Source organism: Pedobacter superstes (assembly GCF_037622515.1).
GTDB classification, from domain to species: domain Bacteria; phylum Bacteroidota; class Bacteroidia; order Sphingobacteriales; family Sphingobacteriaceae; genus Paradesertivirga; species Paradesertivirga superstes.
In genome coordinates, this window is record NZ_JBBJCN010000005.1 from 323,891 (window position 1) to 342,558 (window position 18,668).

16 protein-coding genes are annotated in these 18,668 nt (G+C 38.8%); 8 read left to right on the forward strand and 8 right to left on the reverse strand.

All coding sequences use genetic code 11. The features are described from left to right. The first annotated feature begins 139 nt into the window (after positions 1 to 139). Entirely contained in the window at positions 140 to 2,983 is a 2,844-nt protein-coding gene (gene uvrA / locus WG906_RS15410) for an excinuclease ABC subunit UvrA (protein ID WP_339993708.1), read from the forward strand. 6 nt (positions 2,984 to 2,989) lie between these two features. Here the strand turns inward: uvrA and WG906_RS15415 are convergent, their stop codons facing one another. From WG906_RS15415 to WG906_RS15425, 3 genes are all read right to left on the reverse strand, one after another. Then, positions 2,990 to 5,761, reverse strand: a complete 2,772-nt coding sequence (locus WG906_RS15415; protein ID WP_339993709.1) for a CHAT domain-containing protein — start codon at positions 5,759 to 5,761, stop codon at positions 2,990 to 2,992. Positions 5,762 to 5,774: 13 nt separating this feature from the next. Continuing rightward, positions 5,775 to 7,748 carry a PKD domain-containing protein gene (locus WG906_RS15420; protein ID WP_339993710.1) on the reverse strand — a complete coding sequence of 658 codons (1,974 nt, stop codon included), beginning with the start codon at positions 7,746 to 7,748 and terminating at the stop codon, positions 5,775 to 5,777. A 99-nt stretch (positions 7,749 to 7,847) separates the two neighbouring features. Continuing rightward, complete coding sequence (locus tag WG906_RS15425) at positions 7,848 to 8,807, reverse strand: hypothetical protein (RefSeq protein WP_339993712.1); 960 nt, start codon at positions 8,805 to 8,807, stop codon at positions 7,848 to 7,850. 318 nt (positions 8,808 to 9,125) lie between these two features. On the opposite strand from WG906_RS15425, the gene WG906_RS15430 reads away from it, so the two are divergent. From WG906_RS15430 to WG906_RS15440, 3 genes are read left to right on the forward strand one after another with little or no spacing between them, the layout of a single operon-like run. Then, positions 9,126 to 9,680, forward strand: coding sequence for an RNA polymerase sigma factor (locus WG906_RS15430; protein ID WP_339993713.1), 555 nt, complete (start codon positions 9,126 to 9,128; stop codon positions 9,678 to 9,680). 6 nt (positions 9,681 to 9,686) lie between these two features. Further along, the gene (locus WG906_RS15435; RefSeq protein ID WP_339993714.1) at positions 9,687 to 10,415 is read left to right on the forward strand and encodes a tetratricopeptide repeat protein; all 729 of its coding nucleotides are present in this window, start codon (positions 9,687 to 9,689) and stop codon (positions 10,413 to 10,415) included. Between the two features lie 17 nt (positions 10,416 to 10,432). Next, complete coding sequence (locus WG906_RS15440) at positions 10,433 to 11,932, forward strand: NAD(P)H-hydrate dehydratase (RefSeq protein WP_339993716.1); 1,500 nt, start codon at positions 10,433 to 10,435, stop codon at positions 11,930 to 11,932. 69 nt (positions 11,933 to 12,001) lie between these two features. Here the strand turns inward: WG906_RS15440 and lipA are convergent, their stop codons facing one another. Then, positions 12,002 to 12,886 carry a lipoyl synthase gene (gene lipA, locus WG906_RS15445; protein WP_339993717.1) on the reverse strand — a complete coding sequence of 295 codons (885 nt, stop codon included), beginning with the start codon at positions 12,884 to 12,886 and terminating at the stop codon, positions 12,002 to 12,004. 183 nt (positions 12,887 to 13,069) lie between these two features. On the opposite strand from lipA, the gene WG906_RS15450 reads away from it, so the two are divergent. After that, positions 13,070 to 13,486, forward strand: coding sequence for an OsmC family protein (locus WG906_RS15450; RefSeq protein WP_339993718.1), 417 nt, complete (start codon positions 13,070 to 13,072; stop codon positions 13,484 to 13,486). On the opposite strand, the gene ytxJ is transcribed toward WG906_RS15450, so the two are convergent. The 3 genes from ytxJ to WG906_RS15465 form a co-directional block, all read right to left on the reverse strand. After that, a complete protein-coding gene (gene ytxJ / locus WG906_RS15455) occupies positions 13,487 to 13,825 on the reverse strand; it encodes a bacillithiol system redox-active protein YtxJ (protein ID WP_339993719.1) in 339 nt (112 codons plus the stop codon). It lies immediately after the preceding gene. 269 nt (positions 13,826 to 14,094) lie between these two features. Continuing rightward, complete coding sequence (gene ribH / locus WG906_RS15460; RefSeq protein ID WP_339993721.1) at positions 14,095 to 14,589, reverse strand: 6,7-dimethyl-8-ribityllumazine synthase; 495 nt, start codon at positions 14,587 to 14,589, stop codon at positions 14,095 to 14,097. A 124-nt stretch (positions 14,590 to 14,713) separates the two neighbouring features. Beyond that, positions 14,714 to 15,394 carry a tetratricopeptide repeat protein gene (locus WG906_RS15465; RefSeq protein WP_339993722.1) on the reverse strand — a complete coding sequence of 227 codons (681 nt, stop codon included), beginning with the start codon at positions 15,392 to 15,394 and terminating at the stop codon, positions 14,714 to 14,716. Between the two features lie 116 nt (positions 15,395 to 15,510). Between WG906_RS15465 and recF the strand changes: the two genes are divergently transcribed. Both recF and WG906_RS15475 read left to right on the forward strand, forming a co-directional pair. After that, the gene (gene recF, locus WG906_RS15470; RefSeq protein ID WP_339993723.1) at positions 15,511 to 16,620 is read left to right on the forward strand and encodes a DNA replication/repair protein RecF; all 1,110 of its coding nucleotides are present in this window, start codon (positions 15,511 to 15,513) and stop codon (positions 16,618 to 16,620) included. After that, positions 16,607 to 16,897: a DciA family protein gene (locus tag WG906_RS15475; protein ID WP_339993724.1), complete on the forward strand. Its 291-nt coding sequence runs from the start codon at positions 16,607 to 16,609 to the stop codon at positions 16,895 to 16,897. Before recF ends, WG906_RS15475 begins: the two co-directional genes overlap by 14 nt. A gap of 86 nt (positions 16,898 to 16,983) precedes the next feature. On the opposite strand, the gene WG906_RS15480 is transcribed toward WG906_RS15475, so the two are convergent. After that, positions 16,984 to 17,403, reverse strand: coding sequence for a nucleoside-diphosphate kinase (locus WG906_RS15480; RefSeq protein ID WP_339993725.1), 420 nt, complete (start codon positions 17,401 to 17,403; stop codon positions 16,984 to 16,986). 247 nt (positions 17,404 to 17,650) lie between these two features. On the opposite strand from WG906_RS15480, the gene WG906_RS15485 reads away from it, so the two are divergent. Continuing rightward, complete coding sequence (locus tag WG906_RS15485) at positions 17,651 to 18,661, forward strand: DHH family phosphoesterase (protein WP_339993726.1); 1,011 nt, start codon at positions 17,651 to 17,653, stop codon at positions 18,659 to 18,661. Positions 18,662 to 18,668: the final 7 nt, after the last annotated feature.

The window sequence follows — 18,668 nt, forward strand, 5'->3', positions numbered from 1 at the left end:
TTTCGTTCGTTTGTCAGATAAAATCGTCTGGATAGCCCTTCTGCTAAAGTATGAATGGCATTGCACTCTTTTTTACTTAAAAGGGATGGACTTTCTCAAACAAATTCTAATCTTTATCCATTAATATTCTTTTTAATTTATGGACAAAGCTACCCCCGACCTTGGCGAGCAAAGTGAAGTAGAAGTTTATGGTGCCAGGGTGCATAATCTCAAAAATATTGATGTTTCATTCCCGAGAAACAAACTCGTTGTTATCACCGGTTTAAGTGGGAGCGGAAAGTCATCCTTAGCTTTTGATACTATATATGCCGAGGGCCAGCGGCGGTACATGGAGACTTTCAGTGCCTATTCCCGACAGTTTTTAGGAGGTATGGAAAGGCCCGACGTTGATAAAATCTCTGGATTAAGTCCTGTCATCGCTATTGAGCAAAAAACCACTTCTAAAAATCCCCGGTCTACCGTTGGTACTATTACAGAGATCTATGATTTTATGCGTTTGCTTTTCGCCCGTATCGGAGACGCGTATTCGTATGTCACCGGCGAGAAAATGGAGCGAATGTCTGAAGAGCAGATGTTCAAGAACGTACTTGAAAAGTTCGCCGGTAAAGCAATAAATATTCTGGCTCCGGTTGTTAAAGGTCGAAAGGGTCATTATCGCGAGTTGTTTGAGCAAATCCGGAAGCAAGGCTATCTAAAGGTCAGGGTTGATGGCGAAATTTTAGATCTGGCGCCTAAAATGCAGGTCGACAGGTATAAGATACATGATATCGAAATGGTAATCGACCGTTTGGTGGTCACCGAAAAGGATAAGAAACGATTATACACTTCGATTCAAACGGCATTAAAAACCGCTAAAGGGATTATTAAAATCTCTGATCAGGAAAACAACGAATTCTTTTTTAGTAAATTTCTTATGGATCCTGTTTCAGGAATTTCATACGATGAGCCTCAGCCCAATACATTTTCATTCAATTCACCTTATGGTGCTTGCCAGAAATGCAGCGGATTAGGCTATGTTTTTGAGATTGATAACAACGCGATTATTCCCAATCCGAAACTGAGTATCGTGCAGGGCGGACTAGCTCCGTTGGGCGAGTATCGTGAAACATGGATGTTCCAGATTTTAAAGGCCCTGTCTAAAAAGTTTAACTTTTCTTTATCAACCCCGATTGAAAAACTGGGAGAGGAAATTGTCAATGTCATTCTAAACGGTTCAGATGATATTATAACGGTGCCTGTTGAGTATAATAAATGGAATGTTCAGAATTACCAGATTACCTTCGATGGCATTATTAAAATGCTGGAAGAGCAAACCGAAAAACGAGGTGAGGAAGCCAGTGATGATCTGGAGAATTATCGTGTTTTAAGAAAGTGTCCTGAATGCGAAGGAGCGAGGTTGAAAAAAGAATCTCTTCACATAAAAGTGAATGAGAAAAATATTTTCGAGCTGGCAACGATGGATATTTCAAACCTTTCATCCTGGTTTGAATGTGTTGAAGATAAATTAACAGAACGTCAGAATGTAATTGCTAAAGAGATTTTAAAAGAGATCCGTTCAAGAATCGGGTTTTTGCTTGATGTGGGGCTAAATTACCTGACCCTCGACAGAACTGCTAAAACACTTTCGGGTGGTGAAGCCCAGCGCATCCGGCTTGCCACACAAATAGGCTCTCAGTTAGTAAATGTTCTTTATATTCTGGATGAGCCAAGTATAGGCTTGCATCAGCGTGACAATGCCCGGTTAATTTCCGCCTTAAAGAACCTTCGGGATATAGGAAACTCGGTGTTGGTTGTTGAGCACGATAAGGACATGATTCTGGAAGCAGATTATGTGATTGATATGGGGCCGGCCGCGGGTGTTCATGGGGGAGAGGTAGTATCGGCAGGTACGCCTGAAGAATTTACAAAAGCAAAAACTCTTACCAATGATTATATAAGTGGTGCTAAAGAAATTGCCATGCCGGCAATACGCCGTGAAGGGACGGGCAAATCTTTAGTGTTGAAAAATGCTACTGGTAACAATCTTAAAAATGTGACTCTTGAAATCCCCTTAGGAAAATTCATTAGCGTTACCGGGGTGTCCGGCAGTGGAAAGTCTAGTTTAATAGCGGAAACTTTATATCCCATTTTGAATCATCATTTTTTCAGAGCGAAGAAAACTCCGCTCTCTTATAAAAAGATCGAAGGGCTGGAGCATATTGATAAAGTAATTGAAATAGATCAAACCCCTATCGGACGTACTCCGCGCTCAAATCCTTCTACTTATACAGGAGTGTTTTCTGATATACGGAATCTGTTTGTTGGTTTACCTGAGGCAAGGATCAGAGGATATAAGCCGGGTCGTTTTTCCTTTAATGTAAAAGGTGGCAGATGTGAAACCTGCCAGGGTGCGGGAATGAAGGTAATCGAGATGAATTTCCTTCCTGATGTGCAGGTGCCTTGTGAAGAGTGCCAGGGTAAACGTTACAACCGCGAAACGCTGGAGGTTCGTTATCGCGGAAAATCTATCAGCGATGTTTTGGATATGAGTATTGAAGATGCGGTTGTGTTTTTCGAGCCCATCCCATCAATTTATCGTAAAATTAAAACTCTGTTTGATGTAGGTTTGGGATATATTAAACTCGGGCAGTCATCCACAACATTATCAGGTGGTGAAGCTCAACGGGTTAAACTTGCGACTGAGCTTTCTAAAAAAGATACAGGGAAAACCTTTTACATTTTGGATGAACCTACAACCGGATTGCATTTTGAAGATATTAATGTGCTTCTTGGAGTGTTAAACCGATTGGTAGATCACGGAAATACAGTATTGGTCATTGAACATAACCTGGATGTAGTTAAAGTATCCGACTGGGTAATTGATCTGGGACCTGAGGGAGGGTCTGGCGGAGGCCAGATTTTATTTTCGGGCACACCTGATGATTTGCTTAAAGTCAAAAATAGCCATACTGGTAAGTTCCTTAAAATTGAGATGGGACGTTAGTTGGTATTATTTTTTCCTTTTCCGAAAGAAGTATCCTGTCATAATAACTAGCGGAATACCCAGTAAGGCAACATACAGCACAATATAATTATTGGCATTCTCCAGTGAAATTATTTGGGGTTTTCCTATATATATTAAGCTGCTCCAGTAATAAGGAAGTAATAAAGCTGAATTGCTATGTTCTTGTGTAATCCAAACAATCTTAGCCTGATGTAGCGATATTGCTGCATCTTTCCTTTTTTGTAAATTTTCATAAAAGGATGTCATCAATTGCGACGTAGCACCATCGTTTATGTTCCATAGACTGGCAACAACACCATTTGTGCCAGCAGCTGTAAATCCTCGTGATAAGCTCAACACACCTTCGCCAGAAGCCATGGTACCATCTGCCGTACGACAGGAACTAAGAACCATCAGGTTAGGAACTCTGGCTATGGCGGATAATTCAAATAAGAAAAACTTTCCATCGGCTAATTGCAACGCAGGTTGGGCCAGTGGGCCAAACATAAACGAATGTGTGCTGAGATGAAGCACCTTGCTTGTGTTCAATGCGTGCTTAAAAGGCGTAATTGAAGCATCTTCATCAATAAAATATTTGCCTTTTAGTTGTTTTCCAAGCTTTTCCGCCTCAATAGCAACAGCTGGGATAGAGATATTTTCATCAATACTTTTTGAAATAAAAAATCCGCTAAACCCTTTTTGATCCGACTGTGCTTTTATAGCCGGGCTCAACCAGGTTTGTAGCGAATATGCATAGCTAATGGGTGTCTTCTTAATTAGAAATGGCCATTTGGCAATGGACATTGAATAGTTGGCGTTTGTAATTAAGGATTCAAAGGGAAGATAGGCTAAAATGTCGTCAGGAATAATTACGAGTTGTTGTAGTTCATTTTGTAAACTTTTCGACAAAAGCCTGCGGTAAACCTGATGAGAACTCTTGAAGAATTTCTCGGGGTTATTTACCATAGCAGATGGGCCATGCTTAAAATAGAATTGGATAAAATTGCTTATTTCCGGTTTTAATTGCCAGGTGTTGTCGAGCCGGATTATGGTGTCAATATTACCTTGCTTCGCGTTAATTATATAAACAGCCTTCTCACCCCAAAAGAAGTTGATAATAGTAAATTTGGAAGGTATTTGGTTAATCAGTTTTTCTGCCGGAAATGATTCAATAGTATTTGTTTTATTCCAGCTGGGATATCTCTTTTGAATTTTCTTATCTAATATTGCCAGCTTATATTGTGTTTCCTGAAGGTTGTTTAAAAGGGCTTTGCTCTCCTTATGAAGCAGATGTTCTTTCTGATAATAAGCTATTGCTCTTTTTAAGGCATTGTATTCTTTGAAGTTTGAATTATTGGTGTTTAAGACAGATTGTTGGTTACGTTGAATCTGGTCCAATAGTGTTCTGGCCTTTGTTTGTTCAGCGATGCCTAAGATTGTTAGCGAGTATTTCTTTTTTTTGGTTTTTATCCAGAGATCATAAGCAGTAGTAATGGCAACCTCCGCTAATCTCTTTGATTGCTTTTGATAATATACACGGTCATCAGCGTTGGCAAATTCATTTCGGGATTTATTTCCGGTAGCTAGGGCCAATAAATAATTATTTAGAGCTTCATCTTGTTTTTTCATTAACGATAAAGCATTTCCACGACCCTCTAATGCGTCATAAAGGCGATTCTCGCTATACAGATGCTTAAATGAAGGCAAACCTCCATAGTCAAAACTCCTGAAATCAGGTCTGAGAATTTGCAAGGCCTGGTTATAAAAGTTCAGGGCAATTTCCGGTTCCTTTTGTGCAATTGATATGTTTCCTGATTGAATAAGCAGATTCGCTTTTTCCCGGTTCCTGCTTCCTTTAAAATAATGCTCAATTAGTTGAAGTCCTTTATTGTAGTTCAGGCGGGCTGTGATGAAATTATTTTTTCTAAGTTCAATATTTCCAGCAAGTGTATACGCACTAAGTAACCAGTATAAGGAATTTGAACTCTTATTGCCGCTTAGGCTATATAGCGCCAGTTGGACTTTTTTTCCGGCCTCAACGTAATCTCCCTTTTCATATTCAATATCTGCGAGAGTATTGTAAAGCAGTCCGGACAATGAATGTTTAGGCGGTAAGTATCCAAATCCTTTCAGGCATGCTTTTTCTGCCTGTTTCAAATCTCCCATTGATTTATAAGAGATGGCTAAATTGCTGTAAATGGAAGCAATAGTCAGGCTGTCGCTTTTGGCAGAGGCAATTGTTAAACTTTTGTTCTGTATAAAAAGGGCGTTGCTATAATCGCCCAAACGGGTGTAATTATTTCCGAGAGGTTTAAAAATGTATTCAACCAGGTCGAAGCTTTTTAGCGGTTTTCGCTGATAAAAAGCGTAGGCCTTTTCGTATTGTTCTATGGATTTTAGAACATTACCAGTATAAAGTTGATAATAACCCTGATTAATTAAAAGGTTCAGCCATGCTTCATTCTCATCATTGGTTTGGGGCTTTCTCCAGGTTTCGCTTTCTGTGGCCATTAAAAAGGGTAGCCGTTCCCGGGGATTTTCAGCATTATATGCAATCCGGGCATATAGCCAATCCGTTAATTTATCATCTTGTCTAAGAGCGGAAAGTTCTGTGTCCAGTGTTTTTCTTTCATTATAGTGAGTGGGAGTTGCTGAAGGAGAAATGAAATAGTTATTTGTATGAGATGCTAAAACAAGTTCAGCATGACAAAGAGCCTTTTCTGATGCCAAGAAGAAGATAGAAAATATACAAATGATAAGCTGGGATATCGCTTTCATTGAATTTTATCACTTAGAATTTCCAGGCAAGATACGTCGAAAAACGCCTGTCGTTTATATTGAGAGCATACAGGTATCGGATTCCTAATGATGGTCCTACTCGAACCATGCCCAGCTGAATGTCTGCAAATAACGAGCTTTGCCATTGGTTAAAGCCTTGGTTTTCTTCTTTTTGTGTTTCATTTAAGATAATGCGCTGTCCATTTGGGTTCTCCAAAGAAGTGTTTTTTGTCTTTTCATTTGTCGTTTTTAGATTTGAAGAAACAATTGCCCCGGCTCCAAAGCCGATAAATGAATTTAAGTTGTATCGCAATTGTGCAGGTACCACATCAATTGAAATTACTTTTGATTTTCTAAACTGGTCCCTGTAGGCAACCTTATATCCAATGCGATTGATAATGGTATCTCCGCCCGTTCTTCGTCCAAGAAATGTTTCAGATTCATTAAATGTACTTACATAAAGCTCCCATTGCAGGTATTTTCGATATGGTGAAAATGGTGCAATGCTCAGGCCAAGGCTGAAATTCTTGTTACCCATTGTGAGGGCTGTATTATTAACCCTTGTGCCATACACAGCTATAATTCCGGGAGAAAAGCCAGGTTTAAATCGTCCAACTGAGCGATTTGTATAAATGGGTTCATTTTTATCAAACACAATTGCAGCCTGGCTGTCAAAAGGGACTTTCTTTGGTTTCTTTTTAAAATTGACAGCATATTCAATATAGCCCATGGTAGAATCCATATCGGAAACGCCTTTTTGTTTTACTCCGGGCAGATAAATATTCTTAAACACAAATCCTACACTGTCTTTAAAAACGAATCTCTCTAAACAGCTTTGATTACTGTAGGCCAAATTGCATGGAATACATTTGGGTTGCGAGTCGCTTATTTGCACTGAGGATACATCAAGACTGCCCGCAGCACGTATGCCTATCGCTACCTTTTTTGCCGGACCTTCTCCAGTATTTTGGAAACGAACTTTATAGGTCAGTTCCTGCTTTTTACCAGTAAAACGGTAATTCATTCTACGGTTTTTCAGCATCATTTTATTCGGATCGTGTGACGCTACAATTTGCAACTGTAAATCAACAACTTCATGCTCTAAAAGCGGGTCGTCAGGAATAAACACAGCCGAAATTGTTACTACTGCATTAGTGTCCTGAAGCATTTCAGGAGTAGTATTTAAAGAGATAAACATGAACCGCTCTTCTCCCTGCTTTATGTTTTCAAACTTCCAAACTTCACTGTTTCTGAATAATTCTGCTTTGTCTTTTAGTACACGCGAGTTTTCATTGGGTTTTACTTTTTCGATAATCGCAGGCCCTCCTTTTTGCTTCCAGTCTTCCTCAAAAATTTTTTGAAAAGGAACGTAAGCCATTAAGGTATTTAAGGATGATTTCTGTTCTTTATGGTGATTACGGGTTTCCTTTAACAGGAAGTTATCCTGCTTAAACTGCCTTTCATTATATAAAATAGCTAGCTTCCCACTTAAATTAGGGATATTCCATTCGGCTTTATTTCGGTACCCAATAAGTAAAACCATGTCTTCCGCAGGTTTTGGCATACGGTTAGTTTTTAGTTCAATACTTCCGTCAGATTTAAAAAATGTAGGTGATATACCTGCATGTCTTATGGGAGTGGGAGGTGCTTTTGTAATATTTATTTTTTTAGGTTTAGTGGGAGGAGGTTTTCCGTCGTCATAATTATTTGTGGCATACACACGAATATCGAATGTTCCGGTATCCCGATAGGAGTGAAGAGGATCTTTCTCAAAGCTAAAGCTGCCATCGCCAAATTCCCAAAAATATGTGTAGAACGGAACCGGCGCCCCTGCTATCTGTCTTAATTCTCTTAATGATGCGCTGAATTTTAATTGAGCGCTATCTTGATTTACCTCAATTACAGCCGGGATTGTATCAACAGGTACAACCTGTGCCTGAGCTGCGAAGGATAAGATGAAGACAAATGCTGAAGCCAGAACTCTCATGCGTGGTTAGTGGAATTAAATATAATGATTATTTATGAAGCAAAACAACACCAGTGACGAAACTCACTGGTGTTGTTATTGGCACATTTAAACAGACCATTAATAATTATTCAAGCCGTTTATTTCTGCCTGAACTATGGCTTCAGTTGTTTCAGCTAAATTTAGACTCTCTGTTTGGTTAGCAGTTATAGTAATCTCTTTCTTTGCGAAATAATACTTACCATCTTTAATAGAAAATGCTAATAAACGGCCCTCTTCGCCAACAGGCATCACATTGTCGTAACTTTTAACTTTATTAAGTCCATTAGGAGTATATAATTGCGCGGCAACATTGCTACCTTTGGCGCAAAAGAAGACAAAAGTTTCTCCGGAAAATCCACGGAAAGTGGCGAAAGTACCAGGGTTATTGGGGATTTCTACACTTACAGTTGTTTTAGGGTTAGAATAGCTCCAGAAAACATCGCAGTTAATCCATCCAAGCATCCCGAAATCAAACGCAAATTCTCCTTGTGTGGATTGAACTTCCCTTTGTCCGGCGCCATTCGCAGGTTTTGGAGCTTGCCATGCCATTTGTTTCGCGTCATTTTCAACTCCTTCCCACAGTTGAGTAACACCATCACGTTTTGCTGGAATCCGAACTTTCACGGGGATAGCAAGATTTCTGTCCACGCTTTCGCCATTTGCTTTAACATCGATAAAAATGAATCCGTCGGATACAAGCGGTGCGCCTGAGATGTGGTTAGTATTTGTACCACCCATAATTACATCACTTCTTTTTAACATTTCATAAGCAATTACAGTTACTTCGCCTGTAACCGGGATGCCGTTTTTAGTAAGAGATCCTACCGGAAAAGTGATTTTTGTTCCCCCGGATAAGTTTACTGTTTGGGGTGAGGCCGTTACATTCATAGTGATAGTTTGTTTTTTCGGGCCAATTTTTTCAGCAAATTCTTTCGCAGTGCTAGCTGTGTTTACAGGAATATTTCTGTCTTTTTTACATGCAGTGAATACTATTGTAGCTGTTAAAAATAGGGCTGGTATTAGATCGATCTTTTTCATGTTTTTATCTTTTTTTGTTTTTGCTTATTCTCAGGCTTTTCAGCATCGGCCTTTGTTTTTATGAGTTTATTTGATTATTAAAATTTGTATCATCAGGCATATTGCTAAAAGCATAGCCAGGTTTATCAGGCATTTTGTTAGTAATTGTTTATGGGTTCTCATTTTGTCTTTTTAAATATTGCTTACTCTTTTCAGGCTTTTCAGCGTTGGCCTTTTTGATCATTTGAAACTATATCAGCGCGGGCTGAAATTTGTTACCCCTCTTTTGAAAATAATTTTAAGTCAATGAAAAAGGACTTAACTTAGAATGATAAATTTTTGGAAAAGCTGCATCCCGATAATCGATATATTGAAGCGTTGCTTAATAACGACACACTAGTGGTGCAGGAAATCTATGAGAAGTTTTTCGGTAAAATCAAGCGGTATATAATTAATAACAGTGGCTCTGAGAATGACGCCTCGGATATAATGCAGGAAGCATTAATTGATATTTATCAGCAGGCTAAGTATAAGTCATTTAAGTTAAGTTGCCCTTTCGAGCCCTTTCTGTTGCTTGTATGCAAGCGCAAATGGCTTAACGAGCTGAAAAAAAAATCTGTTTTGCCGGTAACAAATATCGACGACGCTTTATTAGTAATTGGTGAGGATGTTTTTGCTGAAGCTGAATTGCTGGAAAAACAGGATGAGGAAGCGAAACGCTTTATACTGATGTTTGAGAAGCTTGGAGACAGATGTAAAGAGATTATCAGTGAAAGCCTTAAAGGCGATGCCCAGGAATTGGTAGCAGAAAAACTGGGGGTTACTTATGGATATCTTCGGAAAAAGAAATCTGAATGTATGGCTGCTCTCATCAAATTAATTAAGCAAAATTAAGTAGTTATGAGTATGTACAGCATGGAAGATATAGCCCGTTTTGCGGAAGGTGATATGAAGGGCGAAGAGCTTATCCAATTTGAAAATGCTCTTAAAACCGATAAAGATTTACAGGCGAATCTTGCCTTTTATCAAAATGTTCATTCATCTTTGAAGATGAAGCTGGTCCCGGATTTGAAAGATCAGGAGTTTAAAGCGTCTTTATCTGAGATTAGCGAAAACTACTTCAGAAAAGAAACCAAAGTAATTTCTATGCGCAGATACCTTGCCTGGACATCTGCAATAGCGGCAGTATTTGTTCTGTTTCTTATATGGGCTCCCTGGGACAAAAATTTATACCGGCAATATGCAGATACAAATATGCTTGCTATGGCCGAAAGAGGGGATAAGACGGAAGAACAGATGCAGAAAGCGGCGGATGCTTTCAATAAGAAAGATTTTTCTTCAGCTAAAAAGGCTTTGGAGAAGGTTAATAAGGTTGAGCCGGAGAATGCTATGGCTCAATATTATTTTGCCATTACTTTATTGGAAACGGGCGAAATTCAAAAATCCCGTAAGGTTCTGGATGAAATTTTTAATGGGACATCTATATTTAAGTATGATGCCGCATTTTATATGGCTTTAAGTTTTTTAAAAGAAAAAGATGAGCAACAATCAATTAGCTGGCTCAAAAAAATTCCTGCTGATTCGGATAGATATAAAAAATCACAGGAGTTATTAAACAAGCTTCTTTAAGTTGCGTTAACAAGAATATGCTCAACCTCCTAACCTCAGATCAGATTCGGAAAGCGGATAGCTATACCATAGCCCATCAGTCTATTCAGTCAATCGATCTCATGGAAAAGGCTTCTCTTGCTTTTACAGCTGCTTTTATTGAGAATTATCCCGACAAGGAAAAAACGATAGCAGTTTATTGCGGGACAGGCAATAACGGAGGAGATGGTTTAGCAGTTGCAAGGTTATTATTTACTAGGGGATACAAAGTTGATGTAAAGATCGCACGCTTTTCCGGAGTGTCGAGCAAAGATTTTGACGGAAATCTGGCCCGGCTTATGTCGGCGGGAATAGCATTGAATGAATTTAAGAAGCTGCAGGAAATACAAGGGGAGGCTGCCGATATTATTATTGATGCCCTCATCGGGTCGGGCCTGAATAAACCCCTGGAAGGTGAGTGGCTGACTTTGGTAGAATGGTTGAATAGTTTAGGGAAACCAATTGTTTCTATTGATATCCCGACAGGGTTCAAATCCGAGGGGCCGGTATCAAAACATGATGTAACGATAAAATCAGATCTTACAATCAGTTTTCAAAGGCCAAAAATTAATTTCTTATTGCCCGAATCTGCTTTCTGTATCAAACGGTTTGTGATTGTTGATATTGGACTGGACGAAGAATACCTCCAGTCGCTGGAGTCTCCTTATCAGTTATTAACCGATAGTGATATACCTATCCGTTTAAAGAAGCGTAAGCCTTTCAGCCATAAGGGGACATTCGGCCACGCCTTAATTATTGCGGGTGATATACAGACTATGGGAGCAGCCCTTCTTTGCTCTGAAGCTTGTTTAAATACAGGTGCCGGTTTAACAACGGCATGTATCCCATCTGAAGGATTAACTCCCTTAAATATTAGAATGCCAGAAGTAATGGCGGCTTTGAGGTATAATAATGCGCTTCCGGCAGATATGCAATGGGATAAATTTAATGCCGTAGCTATTGGGCCGGGTCTGGGAACCTCAGTAGAAAGTAAACAGATTCTGGCGGGCACTTTAAGTAATTTTAAACATCCTGTGGTTATTGACGCAGATGCTATAAACTTAATTTCTTTGAATCCAAACCTCATATTTTACGTGCCCAAATTATCTGTTTATACCCCCCATATTAAAGAGTTCGACCGGCTTTTTGAGCAGCACTCTAACTGGTGGGAAAGATTGGAAACAGGAATTGCAAAGGCGCGGGAGCATGAATGCATAATTATTCTGAAAAACAGGTATACAATGATATTCACGCCGGAGGGCAGATGTTATTTCAATCCCACCGGAACACCAGCTATGGCTTCAGGGGGAATGGGTGATGTGTTAACCGGAATGATTGTCTCTTTTATGGCGCAGGGGTGTAAGCCGGAAGATGCGGCCATTTTAGCTGTCTATCTTCACGGAAAGACCGGGGAGGAATTAGTTGCGAAAGATGGTGTTGCAATTGTTACAGCAAGTAAACTAGTGGACAAGATCCCTAAGATTCTGCATCCTCATTAAAAACCTTAACTGTTGTTTATTATTAAATAATACTTATCCCTTACATATTATTCAATGCAGGTATCATTATTAAAATACCTGATCAAACAGGTGTTTCTCTGCATGATAAGACGACCGAACCAATGGTCCGCTTTCTACATATTTGAAACCCATTTTCTGACCGATTTTCTTGTATTTGGCAAATTGATCAGGATGAATCCAATCTATAACCGGATGATGATTTTTAGTAGGCTGTAAATATTGTCCAAGAGTTAAGATATGTACTCCGGCATCAGCTAAGTCCTGCATTGTTTCAATTACATCTGCTTCGGTTTCACCTAAGCCTAACATAATCCCTGATTTTGTTCTCAAACCAAATTCCGAAATCCGTTTTAAAGCTTCCATACTTCTGTCGTACTTTGCCTGGATACGAACTTCCTTCGTTAAGCGTCTTACCGTTTCAATATTGTGAGAAATAACTTCGGGGCGTTCTTCGCACACACGGTATAAATTATCCCAGATTCCTCTAAAATCCGGAATCAGAGTTTCCATTGTAGTCTGTGGGCTTTCTCTACGGATAGCCCGGATGGTTTCTGCCCAGATAGTAGAACCTCCGTCCTTTAAATCATCACGGTCTACCGAAGTAATTACCGCATGCTTAACACTCATTAATTTTATTGAATTGGCAACCCGGTTTGGTTCATCGAGATCTACTGCTAATGGTCTGCCTGTGGCAACTGCACAAAATGAACAGGAACGTGTACAAATATTACCCAGGATCATAAATGTTGCAGTACCAGCACCCCAGCATTCGCCCATATTCGGACAATTGCCGCTTTCGCAAATCGTATGAAGTTTATGAGTATCTACAAGGCTGCGCACATGTGCATATTCTTTCCCTACAGGCAATTTCACCCTTAACCAATTTGGTCTGCGTGCTGTCTGGTTTGCAGGAATAACCGGCAATTCAATCATATTACAAATGTAAGTTATAGAAATGAGATGTAGGTTTTAAAAATTAAAATTCAAAAGGAAAAATTAAAAAAGCAGGATCTTTTTACATTAGATTGAACCATCTAAAGTCACGTTAATCTTTTACTATAAGGTCGAATAGCCACCCAATATTTTTTACTTTTAATTTTTTACTTTTGAATTATTATGACATCGAAAATAATATACTTAGGAGAATTAAGAACTGAATCGACTCATATCCAATCCGGAGAAAAGGTTATTACCGATGCTCCACTTGATAATAGAGGAAAAGGGCAGGCATTTTCACCTACCGATTTATTGGCTACTTCCTTGGGAAACTGTATGCTAACAGTTATGGGAATCGCCGCCAGGGAGAGGGAAATCAATATCGAAGGAACAACCTGTGCAGTTACTAAAATAATGGCAGCAGATCCTCGCCGGGTAAGCGAGATTCATGCAGAGCTCAACTTTCCGTTTTCATATTCTGACAAGGAAAAAGCAATTCTAGAACACACCGCTAAAACTTGTCCGGTATTATATAGCCTGCATCCTGATATCTTAAAGCAAATAACCTTTAAGTACGGATCTTCGTCTGAGATTTGATTATGAATTCACTGCCATTTGTTCGGCAGCTTCTTCTGCGGAGATTTCGCTGTGCGATGCTTCATAAATACACTCTCCATCTTTAATCAATAACAGTTGAGGAGATTCGTGATGAACATCAAATAGTTCTGCGATAGTATTTGAGATCTGACGATTTTTTATCAGGTCGAGAAAATAAACAGACGTTTCTTCAGGCAGGGCATCCCATTCGAATTCGAATTTCTTTTTAGCCATCAGGCTCGTCGAGCAGCGTGTGCTGTGTTTAAATAAAATGCTGTAACCTGCGGATTGTTTAATCGCATGTAATTGTTCAAGGCTTTCCAGTGGTGTCCAATTCATAAAAAATAGAAACTCAAAAATAGGGAGGTCTTGTATTGCAAAACAAGATTAATATCACTTTTTAAGGTAATATTACATAGAGATTGCTGAACCCGTCTTTTACCGTCTTGATTTGGGATAGGAGTTATATGCAGGGCAGGTTTTACTGGAACATGATTCAAACGTAACCGTAGCGACAAATAGTAAAAGGAATATAAGAGCTATTCTTCTCATAATGAAAGTAAAAGTATCAATTTTCAACTACAATACGAAAGTTTGTTCAATAAGTTTCAGAGAATCAAATTGTTTTGTAGATCTGCCATTAATAAGGCTGTAACAGCGGCTTCTTCACCTTTATTTCCATGTTTTCCCCCGGCACGTTCCTGAGCCTGTTCCAAGGTGTTTGTAGTGAGTACGCCAAATACTACGGGTTTATTATGTTTTATGCTAACCTGGCTAACTCCGTTTGCAACAGCATTACAAATAAAATCGAAATGAGGTGTTTCTCCTTTAATAACACAACCTAAACAGATTACTGCATCCAACTCTTTGTTGCTTAAAAGAATGTCGGCACCGGAAGTAAGTTCGAAACTTCCCGGAACAGTAACTTCTATTATGTTTTCTGGTTTAACGCCTTGTTTTTCCAATAATAATACCGCAGCATTATACAAAGCGCCTGTTATTTCGGCGTTCCATTGTGCTGTTACAATACCAATTTTGAAACCGTCTCCCATCGGGATATTGGTGTGGCTGAAATCGGATAGACTTTTAAGATGAGTTGCCATTGTATGAAAATGCAAATGAGGATGTCTCAAAGGTCACAAAAATACTCAACTTTCGACAGGCTCAAGATGACAATAATGACTTTTGAAGCACCCTCATTTTTTATAAGAGTGGAATAAAAAAACCTTAATTCAAACGTGCTTCAGCACGGGCAATATAAGCGTCAATTAATGAAGCTTCAGAACTTTCAGGATAATCCTGTTTAATTGTTTTATAAACATCCAATGCAGAATCAAATTCTTTTTGTTCTTCATAAACCAGCCCAAGTTTTTTCAGAAATAATGGAGTAGTAAATGAATTTTCAGATTTGTCAGAAGCTTTTTTGTAAAAAGTTTCAGCCTTGCTGTAATCCTTTAATTCAGAGTAAGCATCTCCAAGCATTCCTAAAACTAAAGGATCGATTACCGGACTTCCGGTTGCACTGTAGTTACCAAGAGCTTCAACGGCGCTTTGAAACTCGCCCTTTTGAAGATATAGTCCGCCAACATAAGCGTTTGCCAGATTTGCCGATTTTGTATTTGAATATTCTTCGGCAATTTTTTCAAATCCAGGGTATGATCCATCACCTTTGATTGCCCGGTCTTCCAGAGAGTCTGCTGCCAGATACTCTTCAGCTTTAAACATTTCGTTCGCTGCTTTTTCGGCCCTCGGAGCCAGATAGAATTTTTGATATCCTATGTAAAGCAGTATCAATGCTACAATAGCACCGCCAATTACGGCCAGGCTTTTTTTATTTTCCTGCACAAAATTACTTGTGCTGCCTGTTTTTGCGGGCTCTGTAATAGTATCTTTTTGATTAGTCGCCATTTGCGTTTTAAAAAAATGAAGTTTGCAAAAATACAGTTTTCGCATTTACAATCAAGACCTCTTTAAATTTAAAAAACAGAATGGCATCTAAACTGTAACTTTGTGGCTCTTTCGGTATGTGGCTTCAAAAAATATCTCTACTAAATTTTAAAAATTATGAAGAAGCAGAATTGACTTTTTCTGCTTCTGTAAACGCTTTTGCGGGTAATAATGGTGCCGGGAAAACCAATCTTCTGGATGCAATCCATTACTTATCATTATGTAAGAGTTATTTTAATCCCATTGATTCTCAGCAAATACGGCAAGGATCTGATTTTTTTATGATTCAGGGAACTTTTGAAAAGCAAAATTCAGAGGATGTAATCGCATGTTCCCTGAAACGGAATCAAAAAAAGCAGTTTAAGAGGAATAAAAAGGAATATCAAAGGCTGGCTGATCATATTGGTTTATTTCCCCTGGTCATGATATCACCCTATGATATCAGCATTATTATTGAAGGAAGTGAAGAGCGAAGACGATTTATTGATAATGTAATCTCCCAGACCGACAATCAGTATCTTGATGAATTAATAGTTTATAATAAGAATCTGGCCAACAGAAATGCTCTCTTGCGTACTATAGCGCAAACCGGCAGATATGATGCACAGCTATTGGAAATTTATGATGATCAGCTCGTAGCGGCAGGAAGCAATATTTTTAAGAAGCGAAGAGCTTTTATGGATAATTTTTTACCGGTTTTCGCCTCTCATTATAAATACCTTACAGATGATGCCGAGCAGGTTGAATTAATTTACGAATCTCAATTAGCTAAAGAAGATTTTTCTGTTTTAATAAAAAAGTCACTGGAACGCGACAGGGCTCTGGAACGCAGCACTACAGGTATTCATAAGGACGATTTAATATGCTCGATACATGGCATGCCTCTAAAGAAGTTCGGATCACAGGGCCAGCAAAAATCCTTTTTAATAGCATTGAAGCTGGCCCAATATTCTTATTTGAATGAGAAGAAGGGTTTTAAGCCCTTACTCTTATTAGACGATATTTTCGATAAGCTTGATGAAATGCGCATTACAAAATTGATGCAAAAAGTATCACACGATGATTTTGGACAGATTTTTATTACCGATACAAGCTCTGAACGGGTAAGAAGAATTTTTAATGGAATCGGTGTAGGACTAAGTATCTTTGAAATTGAAAACGGAACTATAAAAAATGGGTCGCAATAACGATAAGCCTTTAAAAGAAGCCATTGAGCAATTGCTTAAGGTGTATAAATTAAAGCGTAAGTTTGATGAAACAGCACTGATTGCAGCCTGGCCCGAACTTATGGGAAGGGCAGTAGCTAATCGCACCAGCCAGTTATATATACGCGAACGTAAATTATTTATTCGGGTAGAATCTTCGGTATTAAAGAATGAGTTATTGATGATTCGTTCGGAGATCGTAAAACGAATGAATGAGAAGGCGGGAAGTAAGGTTTTGGATGAGATAGTGTTTGTGTAGAAGGGCTAGAGGGATAGAATGATAGAATGAGTGAATGATAGAATTAATGAATAGGTATTCACTTATTCTATCATTCACTCTTTAGTCTAGAATCTCTCTAATGCGGAGAAATAGAAGTTTCCTTCAATTTCAGCATTTTCATCAGAATCAGAACCGTGAACAGCGTTTGCCTCAATAGATTCAGCGTATTTGTTACGGATAGTTCCAACATCTGCTTTTTTAGGATCTGTAGCGCCAATTACTTTACGGAAATCCTCTACTGCATTATCTTTTTCAAGAATAGCAGCAACGATTGGTCCTGATGACATAAAGTCAACTAAATCGTTGTAAAATGGACGCTCTTTATGTACAGCATAAAATGCTCCGGCAGTATCTTTAGTCAGGCTGGTGTATTTCATCGCTATAATTTTGAAACCGCCTTTGATAATATCATTTAAAATAGCGCCTGTATGTCCGTTTTTCACAGCATCGGGCTTAATCATTGTAAAAGTTCTGTTAGTTGCCATTTGGGTTTTGTGTTATTCAAAAAATCGCTGCAAACTTAGATAAATTTTTATTGATGTATTTTAGGATCTCAGATAAAAATTAATTGTTTATCAGCTGCCTGATCATCATATAGACTTGGGAGAGAAAGTATTTTCGCCTTTTTTGCCTGCCTGCCACAGATTATAAATCGGGCAATCTATCTAATTGTATTAAAAGCATTTTGTAACGTGAAGGTTTTTAATAGCTTTGCGTTTCTTTTTTTGGAAGATGTTGGAACTAAGCTCGCTTAAGGAATTATTAACTCAACCTCAGCACATTGTAATTACAACGCATCATAAACCTGATGGTGATGCCATGGGCTCTTCGTTAGGATTATATAGCTATCTTATTCAGAAAGGGCATCATGTTAGAGTAATCACCCCGACAGACTACCCGTTTTTTTTGCATTGGTTGCCTTACAACACCGAAGTTCTGGTGTATACTGAAACGGTACAGGAATCAAACAAGCACATAGAAGAGGCTGATATTATTTTTTGCCTGGACTTTAATGCGCTTTCGCGGATAAATGAGATGGGTGAGATAGTTCGTGCGGCAAAGGGATTGAAGGTAATGATCGATCATCATCTCGAACCCGAGGGTTTTGATGATTGCCGTCACTGGTCTATAAATGCATGCGCCACGGCACAATTGGTTTACGATTTTATCATGACGGTAATGAGGGAGCCGAATCTGATTAATAAGGATGTTGCCACCTGTTTGTATACAGGAATAATGACTGATTCCGGATCTTTTCGTTTTCCAACCACTACGCCCGCAGTGCATCATATTGTAGCTGATTTGATTTCAAGGGGCGCAGAAAATGCAAAGATTCACCAGTTAGTATACGATAACTTCTCTGAAAGCCGTTTACGTTTCCTTGGGTATTGTTTATTAAATAAGCTTGAGGTGTTTCAAGAGTATAACACTGCTTTGATCAGTGTTACTAGTGATGAGCTTGATAAGTTTGAGATCGATACGGGTGATACAGAAGGTTTGGTTAATTATGCCTTAACAATAAACGGGATACGGTTAGCTGCGCTGGTTATTGAACGAAAAGATAAAGTGAAATTGTCGTTGCGTTCTACAGGGGATTTTCCGGCAAATGAAATTTGTAAAAAGTATTTTAATGGCGGCGGACATAAAAACGCAGCCGGCGGGTTTTCTGATAAACCATTACAGGATGTAATTACACAATTTAAAAATATTTTACCTGAGTATAAAAGTCTATTAATATTATAAAATAAAA

Excerpts from the sequence above, each read along its gene's own strand:
- WG906_RS15420 (WP_339993710.1), bottom strand. The coding sequence starts at position 7,748 with ATGAGAGTTCTGGCTTCAGCATTTGTCTTCATCTTATCCTTCGCAGCT.
- WG906_RS15480 (WP_339993725.1), bottom strand. The coding sequence starts at position 17,403 with ATGGCAACTAACAGAACTTTTACAATGATTAAGCCCGATGCTGTGAAA.
- WG906_RS15435 (WP_339993714.1), top strand. The coding sequence starts at position 9,687 with ATGAGTATGTACAGCATGGAAGATATAGCCCGTTTTGCGGAAGGTGAT.
- WG906_RS15465 (WP_339993722.1), bottom strand. The coding sequence starts at position 15,394 with ATGGCGACTAATCAAAAAGATACTATTACAGAGCCCGCAAAAACAGGC.
- WG906_RS15440 (WP_339993716.1), top strand. The coding sequence starts at position 10,433 with ATGCTCAACCTCCTAACCTCAGATCAGATTCGGAAAGCGGATAGCTAT.
- lipA (WP_339993717.1), bottom strand. The coding sequence starts at position 12,886 with ATGATTGAATTGCCGGTTATTCCTGCAAACCAGACAGCACGCAGACCA.
- ytxJ (WP_339993719.1), bottom strand. The coding sequence starts at position 13,825 with ATGAATTGGACACCACTGGAAAGCCTTGAACAATTACATGCGATTAAA.
- WG906_RS15450 (WP_339993718.1), top strand. The coding sequence starts at position 13,070 with ATGACATCGAAAATAATATACTTAGGAGAATTAAGAACTGAATCGACT.
- WG906_RS15415 (WP_339993709.1), bottom strand. The coding sequence starts at position 5,761 with ATGAAAGCGATATCCCAGCTTATCATTTGTATATTTTCTATCTTCTTC.
- WG906_RS15425 (WP_339993712.1), bottom strand. The coding sequence starts at position 8,807 with ATGAAAAAGATCGATCTAATACCAGCCCTATTTTTAACAGCTACAATA.
- ribH (WP_339993721.1), bottom strand. The coding sequence starts at position 14,589 with ATGGCAACTCATCTTAAAAGTCTATCCGATTTCAGCCACACCAATATC.
- WG906_RS15475 (WP_339993724.1), top strand. The coding sequence starts at position 16,607 with ATGGGTCGCAATAACGATAAGCCTTTAAAAGAAGCCATTGAGCAATTG.
- WG906_RS15485 (WP_339993726.1), top strand. The coding sequence starts at position 17,651 with ATGTTGGAACTAAGCTCGCTTAAGGAATTATTAACTCAACCTCAGCAC.
- uvrA (WP_339993708.1), top strand. The coding sequence starts at position 140 with ATGGACAAAGCTACCCCCGACCTTGGCGAGCAAAGTGAAGTAGAAGTT.
- recF (WP_339993723.1), top strand. The coding sequence starts at position 15,511 with ATGTGGCTTCAAAAAATATCTCTACTAAATTTTAAAAATTATGAAGAA.